The organism is Brevibacillus parabrevis (assembly GCF_022701015.1).
In the GTDB taxonomy this organism is placed as follows: Bacteria; Bacillota; Bacilli; order Brevibacillales; family Brevibacillaceae; genus Brevibacillus; species Brevibacillus parabrevis.
This window is the reverse complement of sequence record NZ_CP064090.1, coordinates 266,327-292,269: the sequence shown is the minus strand read 5'-3', so window position 1 is coordinate 292,269 and position 25,943 is coordinate 266,327. Positions and strand designations below refer to the sequence as shown.

Annotated in this window: 31 protein-coding genes; 25 read left to right on the top strand and 6 right to left on the bottom strand. The window is 51.5% G+C overall.

Annotated elements, in window-relative coordinates:
* Positions 1–29 precede the first annotated feature (29 nt).
* The 5 genes from IRJ17_RS01240 to ggt are packed head-to-tail and all read left to right on the top strand — an operon-like array spanning position 30 to position 4,768.
* Positions 30–1,004, top strand: coding sequence for an ABC transporter ATP-binding protein (locus tag IRJ17_RS01240; RefSeq protein WP_122965604.1), 975 nt, complete (start codon positions 30–32; stop codon positions 1,002–1,004).
* Complete coding sequence (locus IRJ17_RS01235) at positions 1,001–1,987, top strand: ABC transporter ATP-binding protein (RefSeq protein WP_173597815.1); 987 nt, start codon at positions 1,001–1,003, stop codon at positions 1,985–1,987. Before IRJ17_RS01240 ends, IRJ17_RS01235 begins: the two co-directional genes overlap by 4 nt.
* 22 nt (positions 1,988–2,009) lie before the next feature.
* The gene (locus IRJ17_RS01230; protein ID WP_122965602.1) at positions 2,010–2,591 is read left to right on the top strand and encodes a chromate transporter; all 582 of its coding nucleotides are present in this window, start codon (positions 2,010–2,012) and stop codon (positions 2,589–2,591) included.
* On the top strand, positions 2,588–3,118 hold the full coding sequence (locus tag IRJ17_RS01225) for a chromate transporter (protein WP_122965601.1): 531 nt from the start codon (positions 2,588–2,590) through the stop codon (positions 3,116–3,118). The genes IRJ17_RS01230 and IRJ17_RS01225 overlap by 4 nt, the downstream gene beginning before the upstream one ends.
* A 39-nt stretch (positions 3,119–3,157) precedes the next feature.
* Positions 3,158–4,768, top strand: coding sequence for a gamma-glutamyltransferase (gene ggt / locus IRJ17_RS01220; RefSeq protein WP_242772851.1), 1,611 nt, complete (start codon positions 3,158–3,160; stop codon positions 4,766–4,768).
* A gap of 106 nt (positions 4,769–4,874) precedes the next feature.
* Here the strand turns inward: ggt and IRJ17_RS01215 are convergent, their stop codons facing one another.
* Complete coding sequence (locus IRJ17_RS01215; RefSeq protein WP_229049806.1) at positions 4,875–5,192, bottom strand: DUF3139 domain-containing protein; 318 nt, start codon at positions 5,190–5,192, stop codon at positions 4,875–4,877.
* 225 nt (positions 5,193–5,417) lie between these two features.
* On the opposite strand from IRJ17_RS01215, the gene IRJ17_RS01210 reads away from it, so the two are divergent.
* Positions 5,418–5,750 (top strand): hypothetical protein, encoded by a 333-nt coding sequence (locus IRJ17_RS01210; RefSeq protein ID WP_242772848.1) that lies wholly within the window; start codon positions 5,418–5,420, stop codon positions 5,748–5,750.
* A gap of 181 nt (positions 5,751–5,931) precedes the next feature.
* On the opposite strand, the gene IRJ17_RS01205 is transcribed toward IRJ17_RS01210, so the two are convergent.
* The 4 genes from IRJ17_RS01205 to IRJ17_RS01190 form a co-directional block, all read right to left on the bottom strand.
* Positions 5,932–6,270 (bottom strand): cupin domain-containing protein, encoded by a 339-nt coding sequence (locus IRJ17_RS01205; protein WP_173597818.1) that lies wholly within the window; start codon positions 6,268–6,270, stop codon positions 5,932–5,934.
* Positions 6,271–6,400: 130 nt separating this feature from the next.
* Complete coding sequence (locus IRJ17_RS01200) at positions 6,401–7,381, bottom strand: ABC transporter substrate-binding protein (RefSeq protein WP_242772845.1); 981 nt, start codon at positions 7,379–7,381, stop codon at positions 6,401–6,403.
* Positions 7,382–7,467: 86 nt separating this feature from the next.
* The gene (locus IRJ17_RS01195; protein WP_173599440.1) at positions 7,468–8,295 is read right to left on the bottom strand and encodes a helix-turn-helix domain-containing protein; all 828 of its coding nucleotides are present in this window, start codon (positions 8,293–8,295) and stop codon (positions 7,468–7,470) included.
* 187 nt (positions 8,296–8,482) lie between these two features.
* Complete coding sequence (locus tag IRJ17_RS01190) at positions 8,483–8,905, bottom strand: hypothetical protein (RefSeq protein ID WP_242772842.1); 423 nt, start codon at positions 8,903–8,905, stop codon at positions 8,483–8,485.
* A gap of 155 nt (positions 8,906–9,060) precedes the next feature.
* Here IRJ17_RS01190 and IRJ17_RS01185 point away from each other — a divergent pair, with 155 nt between their 5' ends.
* From IRJ17_RS01185 to IRJ17_RS01170, 4 genes are all read left to right on the top strand, one after another.
* Positions 9,061–9,612, top strand: a complete 552-nt coding sequence (locus IRJ17_RS01185; protein ID WP_242772839.1) for a DUF688 domain-containing protein — start codon at positions 9,061–9,063, stop codon at positions 9,610–9,612.
* 30 nt (positions 9,613–9,642) lie between these two features.
* A complete protein-coding gene (locus tag IRJ17_RS01180; RefSeq protein ID WP_242772836.1) occupies positions 9,643–10,260 on the top strand; it encodes a hypothetical protein in 618 nt (205 codons plus the stop codon).
* 246 nt (positions 10,261–10,506) lie between these two features.
* A complete protein-coding gene (locus IRJ17_RS01175) occupies positions 10,507–10,866 on the top strand; it encodes a response regulator (RefSeq protein WP_242772833.1) in 360 nt (119 codons plus the stop codon).
* Positions 10,867–10,964: 98 nt separating this feature from the next.
* Positions 10,965–11,777, top strand: coding sequence for a polyphosphate polymerase domain-containing protein (locus tag IRJ17_RS01170; RefSeq protein WP_242772831.1), 813 nt, complete (start codon positions 10,965–10,967; stop codon positions 11,775–11,777).
* Positions 11,778–11,793: 16 nt separating this feature from the next.
* On the opposite strand, the gene IRJ17_RS01165 is transcribed toward IRJ17_RS01170, so the two are convergent.
* Positions 11,794–12,939, bottom strand: a complete 1,146-nt coding sequence (locus IRJ17_RS01165) for a response regulator (RefSeq protein ID WP_242772828.1) — start codon at positions 12,937–12,939, stop codon at positions 11,794–11,796.
* 511 nt (positions 12,940–13,450) lie between these two features.
* On the opposite strand from IRJ17_RS01165, the gene IRJ17_RS01160 reads away from it, so the two are divergent.
* From IRJ17_RS01160 to IRJ17_RS01090, 15 genes are all read left to right on the top strand, one after another.
* Positions 13,451–13,903 carry a prepilin peptidase gene (locus IRJ17_RS01160; protein ID WP_233454110.1) on the top strand — a complete coding sequence of 151 codons (453 nt, stop codon included), beginning with the start codon at positions 13,451–13,453 and terminating at the stop codon, positions 13,901–13,903.
* A gap of 122 nt (positions 13,904–14,025) precedes the next feature.
* On the top strand, positions 14,026–14,886 hold the full coding sequence (locus IRJ17_RS28090) for a CpaB family protein (RefSeq protein WP_278189478.1): 861 nt from the start codon (positions 14,026–14,028) through the stop codon (positions 14,884–14,886).
* A gap of 3 nt (positions 14,887–14,889) precedes the next feature.
* The gene (locus IRJ17_RS01150; protein ID WP_173597822.1) at positions 14,890–16,047 is read left to right on the top strand and encodes a CpaE/TadZ family protein; all 1,158 of its coding nucleotides are present in this window, start codon (positions 14,890–14,892) and stop codon (positions 16,045–16,047) included.
* 12 nt (positions 16,048–16,059) lie between these two features.
* Positions 16,060–17,448: a TadA family conjugal transfer-associated ATPase gene (locus tag IRJ17_RS01145; RefSeq protein ID WP_122965590.1), complete on the top strand. Its 1,389-nt coding sequence runs from the start codon at positions 16,060–16,062 to the stop codon at positions 17,446–17,448.
* A complete protein-coding gene (locus tag IRJ17_RS01140; protein WP_173597823.1) occupies positions 17,426–18,352 on the top strand; it encodes a type II secretion system F family protein in 927 nt (308 codons plus the stop codon). Before IRJ17_RS01145 ends, IRJ17_RS01140 begins: the two co-directional genes overlap by 23 nt.
* Positions 18,353–18,356: 4 nt before the next feature.
* Positions 18,357–19,292 carry a type II secretion system F family protein gene (locus IRJ17_RS01135; RefSeq protein ID WP_122965588.1) on the top strand — a complete coding sequence of 312 codons (936 nt, stop codon included), beginning with the start codon at positions 18,357–18,359 and terminating at the stop codon, positions 19,290–19,292.
* Between the two features lie 98 nt (positions 19,293–19,390).
* Positions 19,391–19,615: a hypothetical protein gene (locus tag IRJ17_RS01130; RefSeq protein ID WP_122965587.1), complete on the top strand. Its 225-nt coding sequence runs from the start codon at positions 19,391–19,393 to the stop codon at positions 19,613–19,615.
* Between the two features lie 118 nt (positions 19,616–19,733).
* Positions 19,734–21,143: a VWA domain-containing protein gene (locus tag IRJ17_RS01125; protein ID WP_122965586.1), complete on the top strand. Its 1,410-nt coding sequence runs from the start codon at positions 19,734–19,736 to the stop codon at positions 21,141–21,143.
* A gap of 50 nt (positions 21,144–21,193) precedes the next feature.
* Entirely contained in the window at positions 21,194–22,198 is a 1,005-nt protein-coding gene (locus tag IRJ17_RS01120) for a hypothetical protein (protein WP_242772826.1), read from the top strand.
* A 54-nt stretch (positions 22,199–22,252) separates the two neighbouring features.
* On the top strand, positions 22,253–22,972 hold the full coding sequence (locus IRJ17_RS01115) for a hypothetical protein (protein ID WP_122965584.1): 720 nt from the start codon (positions 22,253–22,255) through the stop codon (positions 22,970–22,972).
* Positions 22,969–23,169 (top strand): hypothetical protein, encoded by a 201-nt coding sequence (locus IRJ17_RS01110; RefSeq protein WP_242772824.1) that lies wholly within the window; start codon positions 22,969–22,971, stop codon positions 23,167–23,169. The genes IRJ17_RS01115 and IRJ17_RS01110 overlap by 4 nt, the downstream gene beginning before the upstream one ends.
* Before the next feature lie 39 nt (positions 23,170–23,208).
* On the top strand, positions 23,209–23,409 hold the full coding sequence (locus IRJ17_RS01105; RefSeq protein ID WP_173599444.1) for a hypothetical protein: 201 nt from the start codon (positions 23,209–23,211) through the stop codon (positions 23,407–23,409).
* Positions 23,396–23,887 (top strand): TadE/TadG family type IV pilus assembly protein, encoded by a 492-nt coding sequence (locus IRJ17_RS01100; RefSeq protein ID WP_233454107.1) that lies wholly within the window; start codon positions 23,396–23,398, stop codon positions 23,885–23,887. Before IRJ17_RS01105 ends, IRJ17_RS01100 begins: the two co-directional genes overlap by 14 nt.
* Positions 23,888–24,559, top strand: a complete 672-nt coding sequence (locus IRJ17_RS01095) for a Tad domain-containing protein (RefSeq protein ID WP_122965581.1) — start codon at positions 23,888–23,890, stop codon at positions 24,557–24,559.
* A gap of 70 nt (positions 24,560–24,629) precedes the next feature.
* Positions 24,630–25,943, top strand: a complete 1,314-nt coding sequence (locus IRJ17_RS01090; RefSeq protein WP_242772822.1) for a VWA domain-containing protein — start codon at positions 24,630–24,632, stop codon at positions 25,941–25,943.

The following is a 25,943-nucleotide window of genomic DNA, read 5'->3' as shown; positions in this document are numbered from 1 at the left end:
GCCCTACGCAGGGAAAAGGAGTGGAGCAGATGACGACCATCTTGGAAGTCGAACAACTGAGAACCCGGTTTCGCACGGACAGCGGTGTCGTCAGTGTAGTTGACGGCGTCGACTTCTCCATCCGTGCTGGTGAAACACTCGGTGTCGTAGGCGAATCAGGCTGTGGCAAGAGCGTAACCAGCCTGTCGATCATGCGGCTTTTGCCACCCAACGGAAATACGAGCGGAACGATTCGCTTTCACGGAAAAGACGTGCTGGGGCTGTCGGAAAAAGAAATGCAGGCTGTGCGCGGCAACGAGATTGCGATGATTTTTCAGGAGCCGATGACTTCGCTTAATCCGCTGCATACGGTAGGCAGACAAATTGAGGAAGCCGTCATGCTGCATCGACAAGTGACAAAAGCGCAGGCAAAAGAGCGGGCAATCGCCATGCTCAAGGCAGTCGGCATGCCTCGCGCAGAAGAGATATACGGAGAATTTCCGCATCAGCTCTCGGGCGGAATGCGGCAGCGGGTCATGATCGCGATGGCGATGTCCTGCGATCCGAAGCTGATCATTGCCGACGAACCGACGACGGCGCTAGATGTGACGATTCAGGCGCAAATTCTCGACTTGATGCGTGACCTGAAAGAAAAAACGGGAACCTCGATCATGCTGATCACGCACGATCTGGGCGTAGTAGCCGAGATGTGCGACCGTGTCATCGTCATGTACGCTGGGCAGGTCGTCGAGGAAACAGATGTGGATACTTTGTTTGAAAGTCCGAAGCATCCGTATACGATTGGCCTGATGAACTCCATACCGGAGCTGGACGAGGAACGCGAATATTTGGAAACCATCCCAGGGGCAGTTCCTTTGCCGCATCAGATGCCGACTGGCTGCCGTTTTGCGCCGCGCTGCTCCAGGGCAATGCCGATCTGCAACGAAAAGCCGCCGGAACTGTTGCAACTGAACGGGACAAAATGCCGTTGCTGGCTGTATGCAGAGGAGGGAGAGCAACAATGACGACACCTCTATTGGAAGTAAAAGGACTTCAGCAGCATTTTCCGATCAAGGGCGGCTTTTTGAAACGAACGGTCGGACACGTCAAGGCAGTGGATGGCATCGACTTGACTGTCTACCCCGGAGAGACGCTCGGGATTGTAGGCGAGTCGGGCTGCGGAAAATCGACGACGGGTCGAACGATCTTGCGCCTTTTGGAGCCGACGGCAGGGGAAGTCTGGTTTGACGGGAAAGATTTAGCGAAGCTGCCCAAAGAAGAAATGCGCCTGATGCGCAAAGATTTGCAAATGATCTTCCAGGACCCGTACGCTTCGCTGAACCCGCGCATGACGATCAAGCAGATTTTGCTGGAATCGCTCATGGTGCACAACATCGGGACGAAGCCGGAACGGGAAAAGATCATTGAAGACATCATTCAAATCGTCGGCTTGCGAAAAGAGCATCTGAACCGTCACCCGCACGACTTTTCCGGGGGACAACGGCAACGGATCGGGATTGCCCGCGCGCTCGTGGTCAAGCCAAAGCTGATTATCGCGGATGAGCCTGTTTCTGCCCTGGACGTATCGATTCAGTCGCAGGTGCTGAACTTGCTGAAGGATTTAAAAAAGGAATTTAATTTGACGTTGATGTTCATCTCGCATGACTTGTCGGTAGTCAAACATTTGTGCGACCGGATTGCGGTGATGTATTTGGGGCGTGTGGTGGAAATCGCCGACAAGCGGACGCTGTTCGAGAATCCGAGCCACCCGTACACACGGGCGCTGCTCTCGGCTGTTCCGGTGGCGAAGCCGCGGCAAAAGCGCGAACGGATTTTGTTGACGGGGGATTTGCCAAGCCCGGCGAATCCGCCAAGCGGCTGCACGTTTCACCCGCGCTGCCCGTATGCAACAGATATTTGCCGCTCGCAAACGCCAAGTCTGTCAGACATCGGCGGGGGCCAACTGGTATCCTGTCATCTGGTGCAATCGGGAGAGGTGCTCCGCTAAGGCAAGGGATGGAGGTACGAACATGGTTTACTGGCATTTGTTTCTCGCCTTTTTCCGCATCGGGATATTTGGTTTCGGGGGAGGACCGACGATGGTTCCCCTGTTTTATACCGAGTGCGTGAAAAAGTATAAATGGGTATCGGATGAAGATTTCTCGGACAATTTGGCGCTCGCCAACGCGCTGCCCGGGCCGATTGCCACCAAGCTGGCGGCTTTCATCGGCTATCGGGTAAAAGGCTGGATGGGCGCACTGGTGGCAAATATCGCCGTGGTCATGCCGATCGTGCTCGTCATGATTGGACTTTTGCAGGTGATCTATCAATGGAAGGACGCGCCTGGCGTCTACGGCATGATTCAGGCGATCGGCCCGGTGATTGCCGTCATGACAGGCGTGCTGACGTGGGAGTTTCTCGCAAAAGGCTGGAAGGGAGCAGCGAGCAAAACAGGCGTGAGCATCTCGCTCGGTCTGTCGCTCGTAGCGCTGCTTTTCCTTGACTGGCATCCGGGCATTGTCGTGGGCATTGCGCTGCTTGTCTCGTTCGCATACTCGACCTGGTCTGTCCGCAAGCGCAAGAAGCAGGACGGCAAGGAGGGAGCGGCATGATTTATCTGCAACTGTTTTGGGCTTTTTTTATCTCTAACATATTGGGGTACGGCGGAGGGCCGCCGAGCATCCCGCTCATTCAAAACGAGGTCGTCGATCATTACCACTGGATGTCGATAAAGGAGTTCGGGGAAGTGCTGGCGGTAGGCAATGCGCTGCCAAGTCCAATCGCGACCAAGCTGGCAGGCTACATCGGCTATCAGGTGGCAGGTGTGCCGGGAGCGACTGTCGCTCTGCTCGCTACGGTTGCGCCTACTGCCATCGCGATGATTTTGCTGCTTCAATTCATTAACTTGTTCCGCAACGCACCGCAGGTGAAAGCGATGACGCAATCGGTTCGCCCTGTCGTGACTGTTTTGCTGGGAACGATGACGTATCAGTTTTTGCTGGGGGCAGTCGAAGGGATCGGCTGGATACAGACGGGCATTTTGACCGTTGCGTCTTATCTGCTGCTGGAAACGTGGAAGGTGCATCCTGCTTTTGTCATGGTAGCAGCGATGGTGTATGGGTACATCTTTATCGGCTAACGAGCAAGCAACGATAACTACATCAAGGAGGCATAAACCATGGTTAACTACGATGCAATGGAATACCCGTACGCTTCAAAACGTGTGACCACCTTTGCGAGAAACGGTATGGTCGCAACCTCGCAACCGCTGGCGGCACAGGCAGGTCTTGATATTTTGAAAAAGGGCGGCAATGCGGTAGATGCAGCGATTGCGACGGCGGCATGCCTGACTGTCGTGGAGCCGACGTCCAACGGGATCGGCGGCGATGCGTTCGCGCTGGTCTGGATCAAGGATGAGCTGCACGGTCTGAATGCGAGCGGGCCAGCTCCGCAAGCGATATCGATCGAGGCGCTGAAGGCAAAAGGTCTGGAAGAAATGCCGACATACGGCTGGACGCCAGTGACTGTGCCAGGTGCTCCGGCAGCCTGGGCAGCCCTGTCCAAGCGCTTCGGCAAGCTGCCGTTGACGGAAGTGTTGCAGCCTGCCATCGATTACGCGGAGAATGGCTACCCGCTTTCGCCAACGCTCGCTCATTACTGGAACGCAGCGTACAAAAAGTTTTCGCAGCTGTGCAAAGGCGAAGAATTTGCGCACTGGTTCTCCACTTTTGTGCCAGAGGGCAAGGCGCCAAAAGCGGGCGACATCTGGAAATCGCCAGGGCATGCCGCTACTTTGCGCGAGATCGCGGAGACAAACGGGGAGAGCTTCTATCGCGGCGCGCTTGCCGACAAAATCGACGCCTTTTCCCGCGAGTGCGGCGGCTATTTGCGCAAAGAAGACCTGGCGGCATTCGAGCCGGAATGGGTACAGCCAGTAGGCGTCAACTACCGCGGTTACGACGTGTGGGAAATTCCGCCGAACGGTCAGGGAATGATCGGGCTGATGGCGCTGAACATTTTGAAAGGCTATGATTTTGCCGCAAAAGACACGACAGAGACGTATCACAAGCAGATCGAAGCGATGAAGCTGGCGTTTGCGGATGGGTTGAAATACATCACGGAAGAAAGCAAGATGAAGGTTGCGGTCAAAGACTTGCTGTCCGAGGAGTACGCAGAGGAGCGCCGCGCGCTGATCGGCGACGAGGCGTTGACGCCGGAGCCGGGGCAGCCGAAGTCGAGCGGAACGGTTTATTTGGCAACAGCCGATGGCGAAGGCAACATGGTGTCGTTCATCCAGAGCAACTACATGGGCTTCGGCTCGGGAGTCGTCGTGCCAGGAACCGGGATCGCCATGCAAAATCGCGGGCACAACTTTTCGCTCGATCCAGGCCACGACAATTGCCTGGAGCCGGGCAAGCGGACGTTCCACACGATTATTCCGGGCTTTTTGACCAAAGACGGAAAAGCAGTCGGTCCGTTCGGTGTAATGGGTGGCTTCATGCAGCCTCAAGGTCATGTGCAGGTAGTCATGAACACGATCGATTTCCACCTCAATCCGCAAGCGGCGCTGGATGCCCCGCGCTGGCAGTGGATGGAGGGCAAAACGGTGGAGCTGGAGCGGCATTTCCCGGAGCACCTGGCGCAAGCATTGGAGCGCAAAGGGCACACAATCAAGTGGGCGCAGCTCGGCAACTACTTTGGCCGCGGTCAAATTATTTGGCGGGATGAACACGGCGTGCTGAGCGGCGGGACGGACATGCGCGCAGACAGCAGCATTGCCGCGTGGTAGGGGAGTACAAAAAATTGCGAATGAATAATGCCGGAGCTTAGCTTCGGCATTTTGTTTTTTACTGGGGTGGATAGGTTCCGCAAGTTTTTTTCATGCTTCAAAGGTTTTAGCTTTCTCTGTGCTTATCAGTTTTACCGCTGTAACCACTCTGCTTTACTTTTTCATCTATTCGATAGTAGTATTTCGTTTCTCTTTCATCCGAAAAAATGACCTGGGCGCTGTAATCTCCGAATTTTCTGGAGTACGTGACATCAATGCTCGCAATGTCAGCAATGTTGTAGTTTTTCTCACTCAATAAATATTCTCGTACATTGCTTTGTATATCTGATTTCGTTTGTGGATAGCCGCCTATAATCCATTCAAAGTTGTAAGAAACAGCAACTGTCAAGAATATGAGCATGCAGATGACAAGCGTTTTTCTCACAGCGATCCCCCCTAAAATTTGCCATCTAAACAGCGTTCATATTATCATGAAATTACAAATTTTTGAAGCAATGCAGAGGGGGGGAGATGGATTGGAGATTGCCGACGTCTCGCGGAGCCAAGGTTGCCGTCCCTGCTGCCATGTTGCCGATTGCAGATCAGTTGAACAAGTAGAAAGATTGATTAAACAAATTCTGGGGCTTTTCTGATAGGAGGGAGGGAACCCATGGAGACGTTGCCTTCTTGGGTCTGGGGTTTCTATTATGTATTCATTTTGATAGCGCTAGTCAGCGGTATTGTGTATCTCATTCGGAAACAGCGCAAGCTTCTTTCCATACTGACCATATTGTCCTCCATAATTGGACCGATTGTATTCTTTTTACAGTCCTTGCTGCGTGCTTCCGGGACGGAAATAGATAACTTGTGGCATAGCCTTGGTCAAGGGGAGATATGGGCTTTGTTTGTCCTCCTGGCGTTTATGGAAATGCTAGTGTGGTATGTAACGCTTATTAAAGATTTTTTGGGGAGAAGGGGGAAAAGGAACAGTCTCAAAACGTAAGAGGAGCAGTATTTCCTTTTATAAAAAGTTTTTTCCTGCAAAATGAAAGAGGCAAAAAAGGCACTTGGCAGCATCGCAAATTCGGCTATCGTTAGTTTGTGACAACTTGCCGATAGCCGAATTTGAAAAGATGCTGAAAGTACCTTAGCAATCACTAGCTTCAAATCTCATTGCTTGCTGCTTACTCGGACTCGGAATGGTCAGCGTTTGCTGCGCCTCTAGGCTCGACCAACATGACATGGGCTTCCTTTTCGGCGAACGGCTTTTGCGCGGCTCCCCCCGGGACAATAAACATCTCGCCCTTGGAAATTTTCACCTGACCATCGCGAAAAGCAATGAACATCTCTCCTTCGAGCACGATAAATACTTTATCGACACCATCATGCTCATGCCATTCAAAATCTCCGTCAATTTTAATGAGCTTGAATTGAACGTCATGTATTTCCCCCACGACTTTCGGAGACCAAAGCTCGTTGATTGCAGATAGCTGCTCATTCAGATTAATAACCTCGTAATTCATAGGAATCCCTCCTTTTTTTGCCTGCACTGTACCTTACCCTTACCGTTCAAAGAGCGGGATAGCATCTATTGTCACTCGCATGTTGCACAAGAGTGACTTCGCTCGGATTTTTCGCGTTTTTTAGACCTTGCTATTTACGCAAGGCATCTGTGATATTTTGCAAAGCGTATTGGATAGCTAATGGGCCGCCAGTAATAGCGGAAGTATCCATTAGATGCACGTTGCCTTTCTTCACGGCATTCAGATTGTTCCATACCTTGCTTTGTTGCAAGTCATTCATCAATGCTTCCTTTTTGGTAATGTCGCCGATCAGGAAAATATGGTCGGCTTGAACAGTTGAAATTCCTTCAAACGCAGTAAACTCATTGTTCGTACCTGTAAATTTATGATCTGGTGTAAGCCCCAGTCCCTTTTCTTTATCGAACGCGAGTTTATAGACTGGATTTCCTTCACCTAGTACATTGAACGTTTTTCCATCCCAAGACAAAATGAGAGCCACTGACTCGCCTGCCATCGGCTTTAAGGCTTCGCGCCCGGTTGTAATGTCGTTCATCATCTTGTCGATGACTTTTTCCGCCTCGTCGTCTTTGCCGATAATCTTGGCTACTGTACGAATCCCGTATTGCCAATCATTGTAGATGTCCTTGGTGTTCAACGTAATGACTGGCGCCACTTTTTCCAGAGAATCATACATTTTTTCATGTTGTTCTGTTGCCAAAATAATATCAGGCCCAATGGAAAGAATTTTCTCGATACTAGGGGATACTTTATCTCCCAGCTCTTCGGCTGAATCCAGCTTTCCTTTTAAATAAGTTAAAGAAGCGAGAAACTCTTTTTCCGTAGAACCAGCAGGTGGCTCGCCTAATGCCACTAATATTTCCGGATAAAAGTACCATAGCGCGGCCAATTTCTCCGGTTTTTTCTCGATCACAATTTCTTTGCCTAACGAATCTTTAAATGTTCTTGGCCAAGCAGGTGTATCTGTCTTAGCTGTGGATGTAGATGTACTTTCCGGAGCGGAGCTTTTATTTTCGGCAGGTGCTTGATTGCAGCCTGCTAGTATGCCCGCTAGTAATAGAGTGGAAATTAGCAGGCTTTTTATTTTTGGCATGGGCGATTCCTCCGACATGATGTTTTCTTTGGCTTGCCATTAGTATAGTAAAGCCATTTTTCGGAGAGAATGGATGCCTGTTGAAATCAGCATGGATTATTGATGAACTGCTCGCGATATTCAGTGGGGGAAATGCCTAATTGTTTTTTGAACACTCGACTAAAATAAAAAGGATCGGCAATGCCAACCGTTTGTGCAATTTGCTGTACGGGCAATTCACTTGTTACTAGCATTTCTTGCGCCATGTTGATGCGGTACTTCAATAAATATTCTGCCGGTCCCATGCCTGCATATCTTCTGAATACGTAAGAAAGCCGATTGCGATTGACGTTATGTTGTTCTGCAAGTGATGCTATCGTAAGGCTTTGATAGTAGTGTTCATGAATATATTGAGCTACCCGTTCGAATAATGCGTGTGGTTCATAGCTGTTTTGCCGATTCGCAACACATAGCAACGCTTCATTCAGTACATCTCGAAACAGCATCTCGGTCTGAAACATGGAAATGCCGCCACGCTGATTGTACACATGCCAAAGACGCATGATTAATTCGATCAGACGGGGGGATTGTCCCGTTGCTAATTCAAAATGCTGATGCGAAAAGCTGGACGCTTCCAGTTCTGCGTCACATATCCGATATTGGACGAGAATATATTCCCAGTTGGTCTTGCCAAACATTTTTTGCGCCAGACTCATTTTTGCACCGCCATGCACCACTTTTCCTGGCGAAAGAATATAAGGCGTACCATTAAACTGGAATTGCACCTTCCCTGTAAGGGGAAACACGAATCCAGGATAAGAATCTGTATAGTCAGCGTGAGGCACACCGGGATCTCTGGCATATCGATATACTCCTTCCACTTGAAAAGGAATGTGCGCAAAATGCTTTGCTAACTGATCAACGTCGATTTTCACATTGCATGCCTCATTTCCATCGTAGTTTGCCGGCTCTCGTCTATTTCCACATTATTGATAATGAATATCAGTGTCAATCTATTTGCACAACAAAAGTGCCGCTCCCGGCTCATGTTCAAACAGCCGGGTGGCGGCATCGGGTCAGTTTTTCGTAAGATAGGGGGGCGAAAGAAGCGAGAAACTCTTCCTAGTCAGGCATGGAGGACAGAAGGGAGTGGACGATGGACGAGATTTGTGGATCTCTGTCAGAAAAAGAGTCAGTCCGTGTCCCGGGGGTCAAATAGAACAGCAACACATTTTTGGCTTCAAAGATTTGCGGCATGACAAGGTTCAATGCTTGGATTTGTTCATGAAAGTCTTCCAGACCTTTTTTGGCGTCTTCTTCGGATGCAAAGACGTATAGAAAGAGAGAGTTTCGATTCAGCGTGTACTTGTCCGGCGACACACCATTCAACACAAAATAGTCGCCATCTACCGTTTTGGTCAGCGGCATGTGCGCAGCTTCGAAGGTTTGGGTAACGGCTTCCGTGGTGAGCAAGCTATCTTTTTTTTCAGCACAAGCTGCAAGGATTAGTAAGACGATTAGTAATAGAAGTTTTTTTCTTAACATTAAAACACCTCCGATTTTTAGTCAGTCTTTAACCATGAAAAATAAGAAAATGTATCAAATATGTTAACAGAAAAATTTTTTAAAATAATTACATTTATTGTTATTTCTGTATTATAATTCAAGTTGATTAAAAAATCAAAAAGAGGTGTTAGATAATGAAAAGAAATCTTGCAAGTTTAGGCTTTCTAACATTGGTATTATTGGTGAGTCCGGTCCAGAATGCGCTAGCTGATTACTGGAAGGGAGGAAAAACATGGGATGGCGTGACCATTTATGAGTTCGACTCTTCAGTATATGATTACAATTATGATTATGAGGACGTATATAATAGTGCGATAAGTAATTGGGAAGGCATTTCATCGGCAGTTAGTTTCACTGAAGGAGAGCACAGATATGCTGATAAATATTATGTTGGAAATAGTAATGTTCAAGGTCTGTTAGGAAGAATGGATCCATATAGCGCTGTAGGACTGACGAGCCTTGATAAAAATTGGAACTATACTAAGGTTCACATATTTCATAATAATATGGACTCAGAAGGCATGACTAAGGCACAAAGAATCTCTAATACAACACACGAAATTGGACATAGTCTCAAGCTAGCTCATCCTACTCGAAATGAAACTTCTGTAATGAATCAAGGTATTCAAAAAATCGGTCCAACTTCCTATGACAAGTCCGAATTACGTAGCAAGTGGGGAAAGTAATTGTAAGTGTATAAAAAGGAGATGAATAAGATGAGTGTTAGGAATGATATTGCAAATTTTATTAAATACCCAAAAGAGACTATGTGGTTAGTTGTCCTAGTGATCATAGTGCTTACTGGTTTTGGTTCATTTTCAAAAGGAAAAGAAACAGTGGAAACCATTTCATTGGAGGCACACTACATTACATATAACAGTGCTGAAGAGCTAGATAAAGCCGATCTAATTCTCATAGGTACTCCAATTGCTGACTTTTCAGAACGTGAGCATCAAACTAGTTACTACTTTGACGGTAGCTTAGAGGATTTTTATACTAATACAGAGATACAAGTAGAAAAAATAATTAAGTCACCAAATGATTTTGAGTTGGATAATTCTGATACTTTCTCAGTAATTGAGCCTGTAGGTCTTGTAGAGATGGATGGAGCAAAGAAAGTTACTATTGATGGATATAGGGAAATGAAGAAGGGAGAAAAATATATCATGTTTTTGAATAAAAACGCATATGGAAAGTATAGTATAATAAATAATGATCTTGGGAAATTTAATTTGGATGAAAATTCAACTGAAATAAATAAATTCGCAAAAAAATCAACTGAATTAACATTAGAAGACGAAGTGAAAATTAAATATAGAGATTTTATTGAATGAAGAGAAGGTGAAAGATTTGAGGGAGACAGGGACAAGCTACCAAACAGTGGCTTGTCCCTATTTTTTCATCATAAACAGATTGTTTTGTCCTTCTTTCCATGTTCAGATTTTGTTCAGATCGCAGGAGTAGAATGGAAGATATTGAATAATAGGGGCTTCCCTATTTAGCTTGAGGGAAATAACCTATTTTTTTGAATGGCTGATACTACAGGCGCACCATAGGCCGAGACTGGAGAAGTCATGTCAATGAGCAGCATCAAGATAGTGGATGATACCGCTTTTACGAGAGCCATGCTTCGCAACATACTGGAGTCCCTGGGGCTGGAAGTGACGGTGGAGGCTGATTCAGGCGAAGATGCCGTCCATAAATACGGGCTGTACAGGCCAGAGCTTGTCTTTATGGACATTTCCATGCCCGGTATGAATGGGATTCGCGCCTCTCACAAAATCATGGATATGGACAAAGATGCGAAGATCATTATATGCTCAGCTGTCGTGCGGCGCGATACCGTCATCAAGGCGATTCAGGCTGGTGCGCGCGATTTTATCGCCAAGCCGCTTCAGCTTGACCGTGTGGAATGGGCTGTTCGCAATGCATTGGGCTAAAGATTTCATGTATGAAGACGAGCTTGACGACACCATTTTTCGTTTGGATGAGACGAATAATCATGGTGTTTTTGATTTGGAAAAGAGGGTGGGCTGAAATGAAAGGGACCAGGGCGACAGGAAGGCATGCGGGCAGCAAAGTATTTCGTCATGAGCTGAAGTATTATCTTCACTGGAGCGACTACGAGACGATCAGAACAAAGCTGCGGCTGATTGCGTATCTAGACCCGCACTCGATTGACGAAACAGGCTATCAGATTCGCAGCCTGTATTTTGACGATATTCAGGACATGGCTCTGGAAGATAAAAAGAACGCCGCATCCAGCGGCAGAAAGTATCGAATCCGCATCTACAACAACAGTGACGCTGCAATCAAAATGGAGCGAAAGAGCAAGATTGGCGGGTACATTTGCAAGGAAGCGGTTGCGATTGCGCGGGACGAATATGCGAGCATCATGACGGGACAAACCGATTTTCTCAAGGAGACGGAGAGCAGCTTGCTCCGCGATTTTTATGTGGAGAGTCGGCATCCCCTTTTTGCCCCAAGGATTGTTACCGACTACATCCGGGAAGCGTATGGGATGGAAACAGGCAATGTGCGAGTGACCTTCGACAAGCAGCTGATGACCACTGTTGATTTCGATGATCTGTTCAACGACCAGCTCGCGATGGTGAGCGTCATTCCACAGCCGATGCTGATTATGGAAGTCAAGTTCGATCATTTCCTTCCTTTTAACATCCAATATTTGCTGCAAAATTTGAGCAACCAGCGGACGCTGATCTCCAAATACGCTGTATGCAGAGAAAAAACTAAAAATTTAAACAATTCACAGTACGAGCGTGGAATGCAGTCTTTTTCGCAGATGTCAAAGCCCTTCCTGACAAATGGGCCGGGAAGGGCTTTCGAGTAGCGCTTTGTGCGTGGCCTTACGCATACGGCTTTGCTTTCCACGCTTGAAACCAGTTCGAAATATCCTCATTCACAGCGGAATCAAGCTCTTGCTCCCAGCGCGTAGCGAGCAATTCATACTGCTCTTCGACCGATGCGGGATCATTCATGGCGTCGTAGAGCTGCATCAGGGAGAAATAGCAGTCCTCGTCCAAAGGATGCAAAAGCTGAATGCGCTCGTTTACTTGAATCGCTTCAGCAAGCATGCCTTTTTCCTGATAGAAGTGGTTCATTTTTTTCGCGAGCTGGAGCCATAATCGGCGCAGACGCTCCCGCTCGTACTCGGCCCACAAATAGTCGTACTCGCCAAAGTAATCGCCGCTGTACATGGCAAGCGTCTGCTCGTAATCTGCGATGTTGTCGCGAGCAGGCGGAGCCAGCTGCGCCAGGCGCTTCTCCCATTCATCTACGTCAATCAACGAGGACTCCACTGTCAGCTTGTAGCCCGTTTCGAGGTTGCCTTTGTTGATCGTAACCGTTTTGATGCCGGATCGCTTCAACGTTTGGCGGATCAAATAGATCGCTGTGTAGAGCTGAGGCATTCCTTTGGATAAATCGTAATCGGGCCATAAAAGCTCCAAAAGCGTATCTTTGTCCACCGTTTTGTTGCGGTGATGAAACAAGTAGGCAAACAGTTCGCGTACTTTGTTTGTTCGCCATTTGATCTCCTGCGGCTCCTGGCCGGACATGTGGAACTGGAGATGGTTGAAGCATTGGATGGAGACAAGCGGCGTGGCTTGCTGTTCGGTTGTTTGCGCGATGTTGATTTTTTCCCGCAGACGCTCGACGGTTTTCTCCAGTCGTTTCAGTTGGACAGGCTTCATGATGTAGTCCAGCGCGCACAGTTCGAAAGCGTCTACTGCATATTTGTCGTAGCCAGTCACAAAGACGATTTCCGGGGAAGGATCGGCATTCTGGAGCTGCTCCCCGATTTCCAGACCGTTGATTTGCGGCATATTGATATCGAGAAAGACGACATCCGGGCGAAGCTTATGCGTCATTTCAATCGCCTGGATCGGGTTGGTAAACGTCCCGATCACCTGTATGCCACCTATTTTTTGCTCAAGCATGATCTGTAGATGTTGCAAAGGCAGTTGTTCGTCATCGACCAAGATTGCTTTCATCGACTTCTCCTTCCTTACGTTGTCTTGAATGCATAAAACTCCCTCTATTGTAGACATCACAAGCCTCTGAAAAGTTGCTTTAATCAGCCGAAAAGGAATTGTAAAGCTTATGGTGAGATTTCAGCCACGCATCACTCCGGTACATATCGGCTGCTGATTCAACTGGATGAACACGCGCGTTTTCCTTCGGGCCGGGCTTCATCGCGGCATGACGGTTTCCTTTCGCGTGCCCAAATCGCATAGGGAAAAGCAGGGCAAGAGTGGTTTGGCAGAAGCGGATCTGCTGAACCACTCTTTTTGTCATACAAGTATTTTGGTCCGTGCGCGATTCGGCAAAATACGCCGGGCAGCGAGGGAGCAGGATCAAGGTAAAAGGACCTGTTTCGAGCGGAAATGGCAAAATTTTTTTCTAAAATAACCCAAAAAATTTTCCCGAATGCGCAACAATATTCCCTAAATGACCGTCGGTGATGGTGAAATTTTCCTCCAAGAGAAAGGGGGAGGAGGGCGCGTGCCGACCTTGTATGTCATCGTTCCCATTCTTTTCGTAATGGCAGTGGCTGTGTATACAGACCTACGCTACCGACTGATTTACGATTGGTTGACGCTGCCTGGGATCGCCTATTTTCTCATCGCGCATGCGGTTCTTCGGCCGGAAGACTGGCTGGCGCACCTCCTGGGGGTCGTCGTGCTTGGCGGACTGTCGCTCGGGATGGCCGTCATCAGCAATGGGCAACTGGGAGGTGGCGACATCAAGCTGCTTGCCGTGGTTGGGGCAGCGTTGGGCTGGCAGGCGGGATTGTTCGCGATGGTGCTTGCCTATCTGCTTGCCGGAGTCATCATGCTTCCCGTATGGCTTGCCTCAAGACTGTCGCGAAAGGTGACTTTGGATCGGGAAATCCCGCTGGCTCCATTCATCGCGGGGGGAACCGGACTGTTGCTGGTAATGGTTATCTATTACTAGGCGGTGATCCTCGGGGAATAATCCGATAGTAACAGTGTGTGTTTTTACTTATTATGGAAAAATGGGCTGTACAGCATGATTTGACATTATTCTAGCTACAGAAAAAGAGAGGGAACCTTTTCATGTTGGAATCGAAACGACGGGCAATTATTTTTCTGACGTTATCCTTTTTGCTTGCGGCTCTGGCCGGGTTTCTGTTTTTGAAGAAAATCAAGGACATGAACGCGCAGCTCGGGGAGATGGTGGAGATTTACGAGGCGAATGTCGATATTCCCTCTCGTGCCTTGATCCAACCCGATCAATTGACGACAAGACAAATTCCGAAAAAGTACGCGGATGGTTCGTACGTTGTCGACAAGATGAGTCTGAAAAATCAGGTAACGGTCGTCCCTTTGTCGAAAGGCGACATCATTACGAAAAATATTTTGAAGCCGGCGAATATGGTCCGCGATCAAAACAATCGGCTGATTACCGTGTACGCGTCGGGAAACATCATGTTCGACCAGGAGCTGGAGGCGCTGGACCGTGTGGATATTATCATCTCGACTACGAAGGCGGGTCAGCCTGTAACCGAAGTGTTTATGAAGGACGTTCCTGTCGCCATGGTGGCGAAGTCGGACAACAAATTCAAGGGCGTGGCGCTGGAGCTGCCGTTTGAGGATGTGCCCAAATTCATCCATCAGCAGCACTACGCCGAGCTGATGCGCATTTTGAAAGCCAATGTCGGCAAAGGAGAGCTGGGGATTCCCGATCCGTTTACAACCACGGAGCCGAACAAGACGGAGACGGCGCCAAAGCCAAAGCCTGCGGAAACAAAGCCGCAAACGCCGCCAGCCACAACACCAGCGACTCCGCCAGTGACGGCACCAGCGGCTCAGCCAGCCGAGCAAACTCAGCCAGCACCGACCAATCAGCAGCAGCCAGCCAAACCGCCAACTTCGGTACAGCCGCCAACCAATCCAGCACCCAAAACCGGAGGGTAAGTCATGAGCAAAGAAGTGAAAATTCTTGTAGTCGCAGATTACGATTCGGTCAAGGAAATGCTCACGGAATTTTTGGCCGGGTATGAGCAAACACGCTATACGACCTCCAGCGAAGTGAAAAAAGAAATCGACCGGATCGGACCCGATGTCGTGTTGCTCGTCCAGCCCGAGGAGGGGGCCGGAGTCGAGCTGGTTCAATACATACAGAGCGAGCTGCCAGAGGGAATCGTCATTTTTTTGACGGAAAGGCAAGATTTTGCCCTGCTGCGGGACGTCGTCCGCGCCGGAGCAGTCGAGTACATCGTCATGCCAGACGAGTTGAACCTGTTGACCGATCGCCTCGAAAAAATATCCGAGCTGTCCCAAATCCAGCAGCGCAAAAAAGGCGCGGATGCTTCCGGCAAAGCGTTTGTGCGCGGGCGGGGCAAGGTGTATTCCTTTTACAGCGGCAAGGGAGGCAGCGGCTGTACACAGCTTGCCACAGGCTTTGCCCAGTCGCTGAAGCTGGAATCGACGGCCAGCGTGCTTTTGATTGATCTCAACTTGCAGTACGGGGGCGTGGAGACGTTCCTGTCGTTTGACAGCAACCGCACGCTTGGGGACCTGATTCCGGTCATGAACGAGATGAACGAATTTCACATCCGCAACGTGGCGCAGCGCGAGGCTCACTCCAAGCTGGAAGTGCTGGTCAGCCCGCGTGACGCCGAGATTGCGGAAAACATGTCCGAGGCGTTTGTCACGCGCCTGATCCGGGCGAGTCGCCGCAGCTATGATTTCGTCATCATCGACCTGCCGAGCCATATGAACGAGCTGGTCTATGCCGCTTTGTCGGAAGCCGACATGATTTACTACGTGATGAACCTGGATACGCCTTCTGTGCAAATTTATCGGCTCGTCGAAGACTTGTTCAGACGGCTGCGCATCGATACCGAGGGCAGGCTGGAAGTCGTCGTCAACCAGGTGGGCCGGGATAACGAGCTGGCTGTGTCCGACCTGAAAGGGCTGTTCAACGCCCCGATTACCGCGGAAATCAGGCGGGATCACGCGGGGGTGCAGGCGGCTGTCAATCAGGGAAGGCCGTTGCAAAAAGAAGCGAATGAGAAAAAACTGACTCCTGCGGCAAAAGACATCCGAAAATGGGTCCAAAGCAAACTGTCTTGAGGGGGGAGCTAGATGGCTTTATTCAAGCGCAAGCAAGAGCAGAAGACAGCAGAAGATGAGTCGTCACGGACGACACTGGCAGCGACACTTGCGGCTCCCGCCTTCAATCCGTACATTGACGAGCTGGCAGAGCATTACAAGACACGCCTTTTGCGGGAAACCAACCTGGAGCGGCTGACCAGCCTCGGCTCGCAGGAAATGCGGGTGGCGATTGAGCGTCTCGTGTCGCAGTACATGTCGGAAGAAAAAGTCGTGATCCCGCGCAGCGAAAAGGAATTGCTGCTGACTCGCCTGATCAACGAATCGGTGGGGCTGGGGCCGTTGGAGCCGCTGCTTGCGGACCCGGAGATTACGGAAATCTCGATCAACGGACACAACCTCGTCTACATCGAAAAACGCGGGCGGCTGGAGTTGACCGACTTGAAGTTTCGCGACGAGGAACATTTGCGGCACATCGTCGACCGGATCGTGGCTCCGCTCGGCAGGCGGATTGATGAAAGCTCGCCGATGGTCGACGCCCGCCTGAAAGACGGGAGCCGGGTGAATGCGGTCATCCCGCCGATCAGCTTGAACGGAACGCTGGTGTCGATCCGCAAATTCCGCAAAGAGCCGTATTTGATGGACGATTTGCAACAATTCGGCTCGTTTGACGAAGCGATGTCGTGCTACATCCAGGCAGTCGTGGAAGCGAAGATGAACGTGCTGATCTCCGGCGGTACCGGGAGCGGGAAAACGACGCTGCTCAACGCGGCCGCGCGAGCGATCCCCCACTATGAACGGATCATTACGATTGAGGACTCGGCGGAGCTGAAGCTGACCCATCCGAACTGCGTCGGACTGGAGGCGCGCCCGCCGAACATGGAGGGAAAAGGCGAAATTACGATCCGCCAGCTTGTGCGCAACTCGCTGCGGATGCGTCCCGACAGGATCATCGTCGGGGAAGTGCGCGGCGCAGAGGCATTCGACATGCTGCAAGCGATGAATACAGGTCACGAAGGCTCACTCACCACGGTGCACGCCAACTCGCCACTGGACGCCTTCAACCGTCTGGAAGGGATGGTCGTCATGGCGGGAATGGATTTGCCCTCTGCCATCGTCCGCGAGTACATCGTCAGTGCGCTCGACATCATCGTACAGGTCATGCGGCTGTCGGACGGGACGCGCAAGATCGTCTCGATCTCCGAGGTGGCGAAGTCGGAGGACAAACGGGTAGAGGTGCAGGAAATTTTCCGCTTTCACCGGACTGGAATCGGCAGCAAAGGCGAAGTGCTCGGATATTTTACCCCGACCGGAATCATCCCGCGCAGCCTGGAGCGGTTCAAAGTATTCGGGATTGAGCTGGACGAGTCGATGTTTACGGCGAAAGGAGGGGGCAGACGTGAGCCTAGCTATTCTGTTTAGCCTGGCGGTCCTGTTCGGAATTTGGGGCATGTACGAATATCTTGGATACCGCACGAAGAAAAACGAGTGGAAAAAGAAAGCGGAAGACTGGTACGAGGTAAAGACACAGCGCAAAAGCTTCATCGTCGTCTGGGGCGACCGCTTCGACCAGAAGCCGTACGCCCAGGAGATCGGCAAAAAGCTGAAAAAAGCCAACATTCCGCTGACCCCTTCCGAATTTTTCGCGGGCATGTTCGTCGGGACGATGGGGCTTGGGTTTTTCCTGCACAGCGTAGTGGCGATTCCGGCTCCCTACAACTTCATGGCAGGCGGAGGCGCGATGTATGTCATCCAGAAAGCCGTCTTTTTTGCCCGGCGCCACAAATATTTGGAGAGATTGAACGATCAGCTCTCGGAGGTGTGCCGCCTGCTTGCCAACTCGTTGCGCGCAGGGCTGACGCTGACCCAGGGGATCGCGATTGTGGCAAAAGAACTGAACGCTCCGGCGGGAGAAGAGTTCAAGCGGATGTCGCGGGAGCTGGCGCTTGGCGTCAGTTTTGACCGGGCGCTGATGGAGATGGAAAAGCGGATTCCGACGCGCGATTTCCGCATTTTCGCGGCGACCTTGCTCATCCAGCGCAGGGCAGGGGGCAACCTGAGCGAAGTGCTGCAGGAGATGGCCGAGACGATGGAGGAGCGCCGCCTCGTCTCGCAAGAAATCAAGACGATGACCGCCGAGCAGCGCTACGTCTCGTATCTCGTGCCGATCATGCCCGTCGCCCTGGTGCTGATGATGAACATGATTAACAAAGGCTTTATCGATCCGCTGTTTACGCCGATGGGGCTGGTGCTGCTCGGGCTGTTCCTGATCGGAACGTTGCTGTCCTACATCCTGGTGAAAAAAGTGACCAACATAAAGGTGTGAAACGATGGATGCACTAATCATCACCTGTCTGTTTCTGTTTTTATTGTTCTTTTCCATATTTTTAAAGGAATGGTATTTGTTTTCTGTGCAAAAGCGCACGCTGATCGAGCATATGTACGAGGTGACGGGGCAGCGGACGTACGATGTGCGCAAGCCGGAAACGGCCTCGGAACGACTGGTCAAGCGGCTGTTGCGCTACGGGGATGACTATGCGGTCCTCGGGCAGCGCTTCAACTTTTTCAGCGAGTCGCACGAGGTGGAGGACTGGCTGCTCAAGGCGGGCCGCCCGCTCGATTTGACTGTAGCCCGCTTTCAAGGCGTCAAAATCGTGCTCGCCCTGCTCGGCATCATCATCGGGGCGTTGTTGTTCGTCCTCGGCTTTCCGTTCGCCCAGTTCGGGCTGATCCTGTGGCCGCTGGCTGGCTATTTTTTGCCGATCCTCTGGTTGAAGAAAAAGGCGAGCGAGCGCCAGCAGCAAATCCGCTACGATCTGCCCGAATTTCTCGATACGGTCAGCGTGACGTTGCAGGCCGGAGTCAGTCTCGATCACGCCCTGCGCGAAGTCATCCGCTTTTTCAGCGGGCCGATTCAGGAAGAGTTCTCGCGCTTCAACCAGGAGATCGACCTTGGCGTGCCGCGGGAAAAAGCGTACGAGCAACTGCTGCGGCGCAACGACAACCCGGAATTTCAACTGTTGATCAAGGCATTGATCCAAGGAATGCGCCTGGGTGTGCCGATCTCGGTGACGTTCAAGGTGCAGGCGGATAACATGCGGCGAATGCGCAAAGAGCTGGTCAAGGAAAAAGCGGCGAAGGCCTCGCCGAAGGTCACGCTGATTACCACGCTCGTCGTCGCCCCGACCGCCATGCTGATGATCGGCGGCCTGATGGTACTGAACATTTTGGAAAATGCCAAGACGTTTACGGGCATTTTCCAATAAATGCTGGATCGGATGCCTGTAAGGGAGGTGATGCAGGCAGAGGCGTCCGGGAGTCATTTTTTACCTATTAAATACATTCCCGTTTGGAGGAAAAAACGATGGTGACAACATTGATGCAAAAACTGTTTGTAAAAGCAAGCTTTTCCCTGCGCAACGAAAAGGGAGCGCAATCGATTGAATGGATCGCACTGGCTGCAGTCGTCCTGGCGGTGCTTGGCGCTGTAGCGACCTTTTTCAGCAAAGATGAAAACGTGGGCAACGCCGTTTCCGGCACGCTGTCCGATGTCATTGAGCACATTGGCGACAAGATTACAGGTGACTAATGCCAAGCGTCAATTCCGGTGCCTACGGTTAGTGGTGGAAGCTGATTTTCACCACTAACTTTCCCTGTTTTTTGCCTGGGAACAACAAGCAGCTCTGAAATGACGGAGGTACATACAGATGAAAGCTATCAAGGTACTGATTGCAGCCCTCGGGCTGATGGTCATCTTGCATGCTTGCTCCAGCGACGAACCGTCGAGCACGCAGGAACCGACAACGCCACCGGAAGCGGTGTCCAACGAGCAGGTGGAACAGCCAGTCAATCAGGAGCAGAAGTCGTCGAAGGAGGAGCAAATCGCTTCCCTGAAAGCATTGCTTCCTGAGGGAGCCACAAAAATTCCGGAGACGGCCGCCGAGATTGCCAGTTTTCCTATCGGGCGCTATGCGGGAAGCAACTATTCCGAGCATGAACAAGAGCTGCAGACGTTTTTGCAGGAGCTGCCCGCCATCGAAAACCCCGATCAGGAGGTTGTCGGCATGTACTATATGGCGCTGCTCGGGCTATTCGCCGAAGACTACCCCGATCCGGAACGGCTGATCGAAGATATCAAAATGGCTTCGTTCGGAAGTCCTGAAATCGACGATCCCCGCTTTCAGTTCAAGGAGCAGTACAACGTCGAAATCATTCTCGACGCGAGCGGCAGCATGGCAGGCCGGATGGACGGCAAAACCAAAATGGACGCGGCCAAGGAAGCGATCAAAGCGTTTGCCGAGACGTTGCCCAAAGAGGCGAATGTGGCCCTCCGCGTGTACGGGAACGAAGGGAGCGGCAAAGACTCCGACAAGGCGCTTTCTTGCAGCAGCAGCGAGCTGGTGTACCAGTTGCAAAAATACGACGCCGGAAAGCTCGCCGCAAGCTTGAATCAATTCCAACCGACGGGCTGGACTCCGATCGCTCATTCCTTGCAGGAGGCAGAGAAAGATTTGAGTCAGCTTGCCGGGGACAAGAATACCAACCTGATTTTTCTCGTCAGCGACGGAATCGAGACATGCGGCGGAGATCCGGTGGCAGCAGCGAAGCAGTTGGCGGATTCTAACATCACGCCTGTCTTGAATGTCATCGGCTTTGACGTGGACGGAGAGGGACAAAAGCAGCTAAAGGCAGTCGCAGAAGCAGCGCGCGGCCGCTATGTATCGATCCGCGACAAAAAAGGGTTGCAGGACGAATTTTCCAAAGCAAAAGAAATTGCGGACGAGTGGTACAAATGGAGGCGCAAGGAATCCAGTGAAGCGTACTCCCGAAAAGTCAATCTGCTCGTAAACAATACGCACTACAAGCTGGAGTGGAAGTTTTTGGCCGACGATGAGAAGCGAAACGTCGACTGGATGATTCGGCAGATCAAACGGGATAAACGGTTCCCGCAGCAGCTCGCCGAAGGGTTGGCCCGATTGCAGGATGAACATAAGCGAAACGTGGATAAACGGGCGGACGAACTGGAAGACATGCTCGATTCTCTGGCCAAAAAATCATACAAGGAAACCATTGAAGCCATTTCTGAGCAGTACGGCATCAATGCAGGCGGAAACTAGCGCCGCCAATCAGTGGTTTGCCAGGGATTAAGGAAATCGGGGTGAATGCTGTGAAGCGTCTAGCAAGACGGACGAATTGGGCTGCCATCGTTGCCCTGTTCATACTGGTGATCAATCTTTTCCCCTTTGCAGCTTTTGTGCATGCAGAGTCTGTGGCGCCTGGCGATGTGCGTCCAGGCGCAGTCCAGCCGGGAGAGATCAGGCCGGGAAATATTTCGCCAAATGACATACAGCCTGGTAGTTTTCAATGGGAAACAGGAGAGATTTCGCCCGGTGAGATACAGCCGGGGAGTCTGGATGTAGGAAACACCCGTCCTGGCAATGTGACCCCAGGCGTGATCCAGCCAGGAAGCGTCAGTCCCGGCGATACCCAACCGGGGAACGTCAATCCGGGGGATACCCGTCCCGGTAGCCTGACCCCAGGCAGTACCCAGCCAGGGAGCGTCACACCGGGCAGCCTTTCCGGCAAGGGCGATTCCAAAGCCTACGACTATGTAAACTGGTCGATCAACAGTGCGTTCGGCGGCAGTCTCAGCATGGTGGCCGACATGGCGGAAGGGAATGTAGACCCGGCTACCTTTGCCAGCATGCGCAGCCTGTTTTTGGTCGAGCTGGGCGTCAAGGCGATCGACATTCATCTGAAAGACACTTCCTTCGACTGGGTGAGCGGCTTGCCTGTCGACGGCTTCGACGCTGCTTCCGCCTGGATGAATTTCAAGTTCATCAAAGACACGGCAAGCGGCCTGCAAGTGACAGGACTGGTCAAAGGCTTGAACGTCGCGACAGCAGGAATCAGTCTGGTGTTTGACAGCATCGATACCTTCACGAACTTTCAGGATGCCTTTGATTCAGGCAACAGCCAGTCTGAGCGCATCGACTATGCGATCGACGGAACAGGCAGCTTCGGCAGCACGCTCATGGATGCCGGGGTCATCGCCGCCATGATTCCCGGAGGGCAGACGGCCGCTGTCGTGCTTGTCTCAGTCGGCGGCGTTCTGTGGGTAGGCAGCAAGCTGGCGAAATGGGGACGCAAGCTGTTCAAACGGTTCGCCTAGCGTCTGATACTGGTCGTGACTGGCCGCCAAAACGTTAGATGGGAATGAGTCAGAGTGAAGCATCCGATCAAAGAAAGCTTCCTGTTTTATACACGCAACATCGAGTCCATGCTGCTCTTGTCAGCGGTCGTCGTTCTGCCTTTTTTGCTCATTCACAATTTTACCGTCAACTATATCCACTTTATCGCTGCCTTGACGGGCGGGCAGGTGGTTTCCGCCTTTTTCAACCTGTTTTTGCTGCTCGTGTTTTTGACAGTCGTGCAGCTTCCGTTTGCCCAGTATGTGCAAAGCGAGCTTGCGGGAGAGGAACGGCCGATTCGCCAGGCATTGCGCACGTTTTTGGATCAAGGCTTTGCCGTGTTTGTCTTCGGGATCGTCTACGTCCTGGCCGTGTCTTTTGGCATGATGCTGTTTTTTGTGCCGGGGATTGTCATCCTCGTGCTGTTTTACTTGACTCCTTATTTGACGGTCATGAAAAAGCAGCCGGTGCAGCAGAGCTGGAAAAAGGCGTTTGCGCTGGGGAAAAAGCATTTTTTCTCTATTCTCGGCGTGATTTTGCTGATTAGCGCCATCGAGTGGGGCATCAGTGTGATCGGGCTGTTTACCGTCACTTACATTACGACCAGCTTTGGCGCGGTTTTCTTTACGCAGATTTTGCTGAATGTCATTTTCTTTCCGCTGATGGCGGTGATGCTGACGATGTATACGCACAGATGGATGAGTGAGCCAGCGACTGCGGAGAGCGTGGATACCGGGAGGAGGGACACGGCTTGACGACAAAAGAAGCGAAAAGGCAGCGGTTTTGGAACGGGATCGCGATTGTTTTGTACGGCGTGCTCCTGCCGCTCTGCTGCCTGCTCATGGTAGTGGGGGAGACGATTCCGTATCCGCTGCTGCTTGTCTGGTTTGCGCTGCCCTATATCGAACAGTCTGGCATGGAGTACGCACGCCGCAAAGAAGTGAAGCGGTAGAGACGACGCCAAGCGAATAATCATGGAGGGGGAAACGACATGTCCAAGCAGGAGAAAAACTGGCAGCGTTTCTGGAAGTTCATGCTGCTTTATTTTTACGCCCTGATTGTGCCTGCGGCGATCATCGGCGCCATTTACCGGGGAGACTTTCCGATCCAGCTGGTCATTTTGGCGATCGGGTTGCCGTTTATGAAAAAAAATCATCTGGCTTTTCTCCGGAAGAAACATGCGTCTGTTTAACCGTACGCCCAGGCAGTGGGTGATGCCGGGCGCAAGACAGGGCCGCGCGAACGCGAGGAACGCAGGAAAGCTGTCGCGTCTGCTGTCCGGGGAAAAAGGCTCGGTCACGATTGAGTTTCTCGGGATTTTGCCGCTGCTTTTTCTCATCATGCTCGTTTGCTGGCAGTTTTTGATCGGCGTGTACGGGGTGATCGCCGCGCAATCGGCTGCCAATGAGGCGGCAAAAGTATTCGCCATCACCGGGAGCGAGGCCAGTGCACTGAACGCCGCTGAAAAAGTGTTAGCCGGAGCGGGTGGCGGCATCGGCTTCGACAGGGGAGAGTCGTACATCGAGACGACAAGTGACGGGTACTTCAAAGTCATGGTCGGCGCGAACCTGGAAATCGCCTTTTTGCCGGATATTTTGACACAGAACATGGATGAGGCGGACAAAAGGATTTCGTTCCAGCGCGAGATCACGAGCAGGGTGGTTCACTAGATGAGAGACTGGCTGGCGTGTTTGCGGAATGAACGAGGCAATGTCACAATCTTTACGCTTACGATCTTTATGCTCATCATGCTCATCTTGTTCATGGCGCTGTTTAACCTCTCGACAGTCTTCGTCGTCAAGGAGCAAGCGTCAGACAGTGCGCAGCAAGCGGCGCTGGCGGCGGTCAAGCCGATCTACGACGAGATGGAAAAGGCACTCGTTCGCTACGATCGATCTCCCATGCGCCTGAAGGACGAGACATACATCAAGCCGTTCGTGGATCAGGCGGAAGCCGCTATCCGCGCGAGCCATCCGGATTGGGCCAGGAGCGAGGTGCGGTACGAAGCGATTGACCAGGTGCTGGGAAGCTGGCTGCCAGCAAACGTGGAGCTGCTGCTGTATGTGCAGGCGGGTCTTGCAGAAGCAGCCCCGAAGCTGCGGGATGTCGTCGTCACGATACTCGACGCCAATCACGCCACAGTGCCCGGTTCGCAAATTGTCGTCACCGCGGATGAGCGCATCCAGGTACAGACTTCTGTCCGCTTCCGCTCCACTACGTTTGACTTTTCCTTCATGCCTGACCCGAAGCACGAGGAGGAAGTGTACCAGACGGGATCGAGCAGACAGATTGGCTTTCTCCATGCGGCAGGAGGTTTTTTTCTCAGTTCTATCACGCTGTAAAGGAAAGCACGGTTCATCTCGTCATATCCGATGATGCAGAACATACACACGACAAGGAGGCTATGACCGAATGCACAGTAAGTACAGGCGAATGCTCGGCCTGGTGAACAGCTTGATGACGGCACTGCTGCTGTGCGGCTGCACCCTTGGCGCATCTGGAGCAGGGCCGCGAGTGGGCGAGGTGAAATGGCCGCAAAATACGCAGGAGTTGATTGCGGAGCAGCCCGGACAGTTGGCGGGCACGCATTTTTACCTCGCCCAGCATCCGCATCGGCCGGCTATTGCTGCCATTCTCGACAAAATGCCTACTGTGGTGGATGGGATGAACGAAGCGTATTTGCAACTGTACTGGAATCAGCTGCTCGCTTTGTTCTCCGAAGACTACCTCAGTCCGCAGATGGTTGTGGATCGCTGGAAAATGGCTTCGTTTGGAGATCCCGGCATCGAGGATGCGCGGTTTCAGTTTCGGGAAAATTTTAATGTCGAAATCATTTTGGACGCGAGCGGCAGCATGGCCGGGAAAATGGGAGACAAAACCAAGATGCAACTGGCCAAGGAAGCGATCAAGGAATTTGCCGAATCACTCCCGGAGGAAGCAAACATTTCGCTGCGCGTCTATGGACATAAAGGGAGCAATGCCGATGGAGACAAACAGCTCTCCTGCTCCAGCAGCGATCTTGTCTATCCGCTGCAATCGTACGAGCCGAAGCGGCTGGACCAGGCGCTTGCACTGTTTGAGCCGACTGGCTGGACGTCGATCGCCCATTCTCTCAAGCTTGCCCAGCAAGATTTGGCCGCGTTTTCGGCGGATAAAAACACGAACGTCATCTACCTCGTCAGCGACGGCATCGAGACTTGCGGCGGCGATCCGGTGGCTGTAGCCAAAGAGCTGTCCCAGTCGCAAATCATGCCGCTCGTAAACGTGATCGGCTTTGACGTGAACGCCGAAGGGCAGAAGCAATTGAAGGCGATTGCCCAGGCATCGGAAGGCTTGTATGCCAACGTGACGAACCGCGAGCAATTCAAAAGAGAGCTGGAGCGGGCAAAAGAAATCGCTCAAAAGTGGGAGCAGTGGAAGCGGGACGCCCTGACGGAAGTAGGCGAGGTGCTGATCGACCGCCGCAAGTGGATCGACGCCTACAACCGGGACTGGTACGAGAAAAGCTGGCGGGAGAGCTTGAACATCGGAAGCGCGATCGAGTATTTGGCGGCAAGCGGCAAGATCGGCAGCCAGGCCAAAGCGTATTTTACGAAGCAGAGACAGGACAGGGAAGCGTTAGCCTCGCAGGCGAAAGAAGAGCTTACCGATTATTTGGTGAACCTTACCAACAAGACTTATCAGGAAATGAAAGAGGAAATCGAGGAAAAATACAGTGGAAGCTAG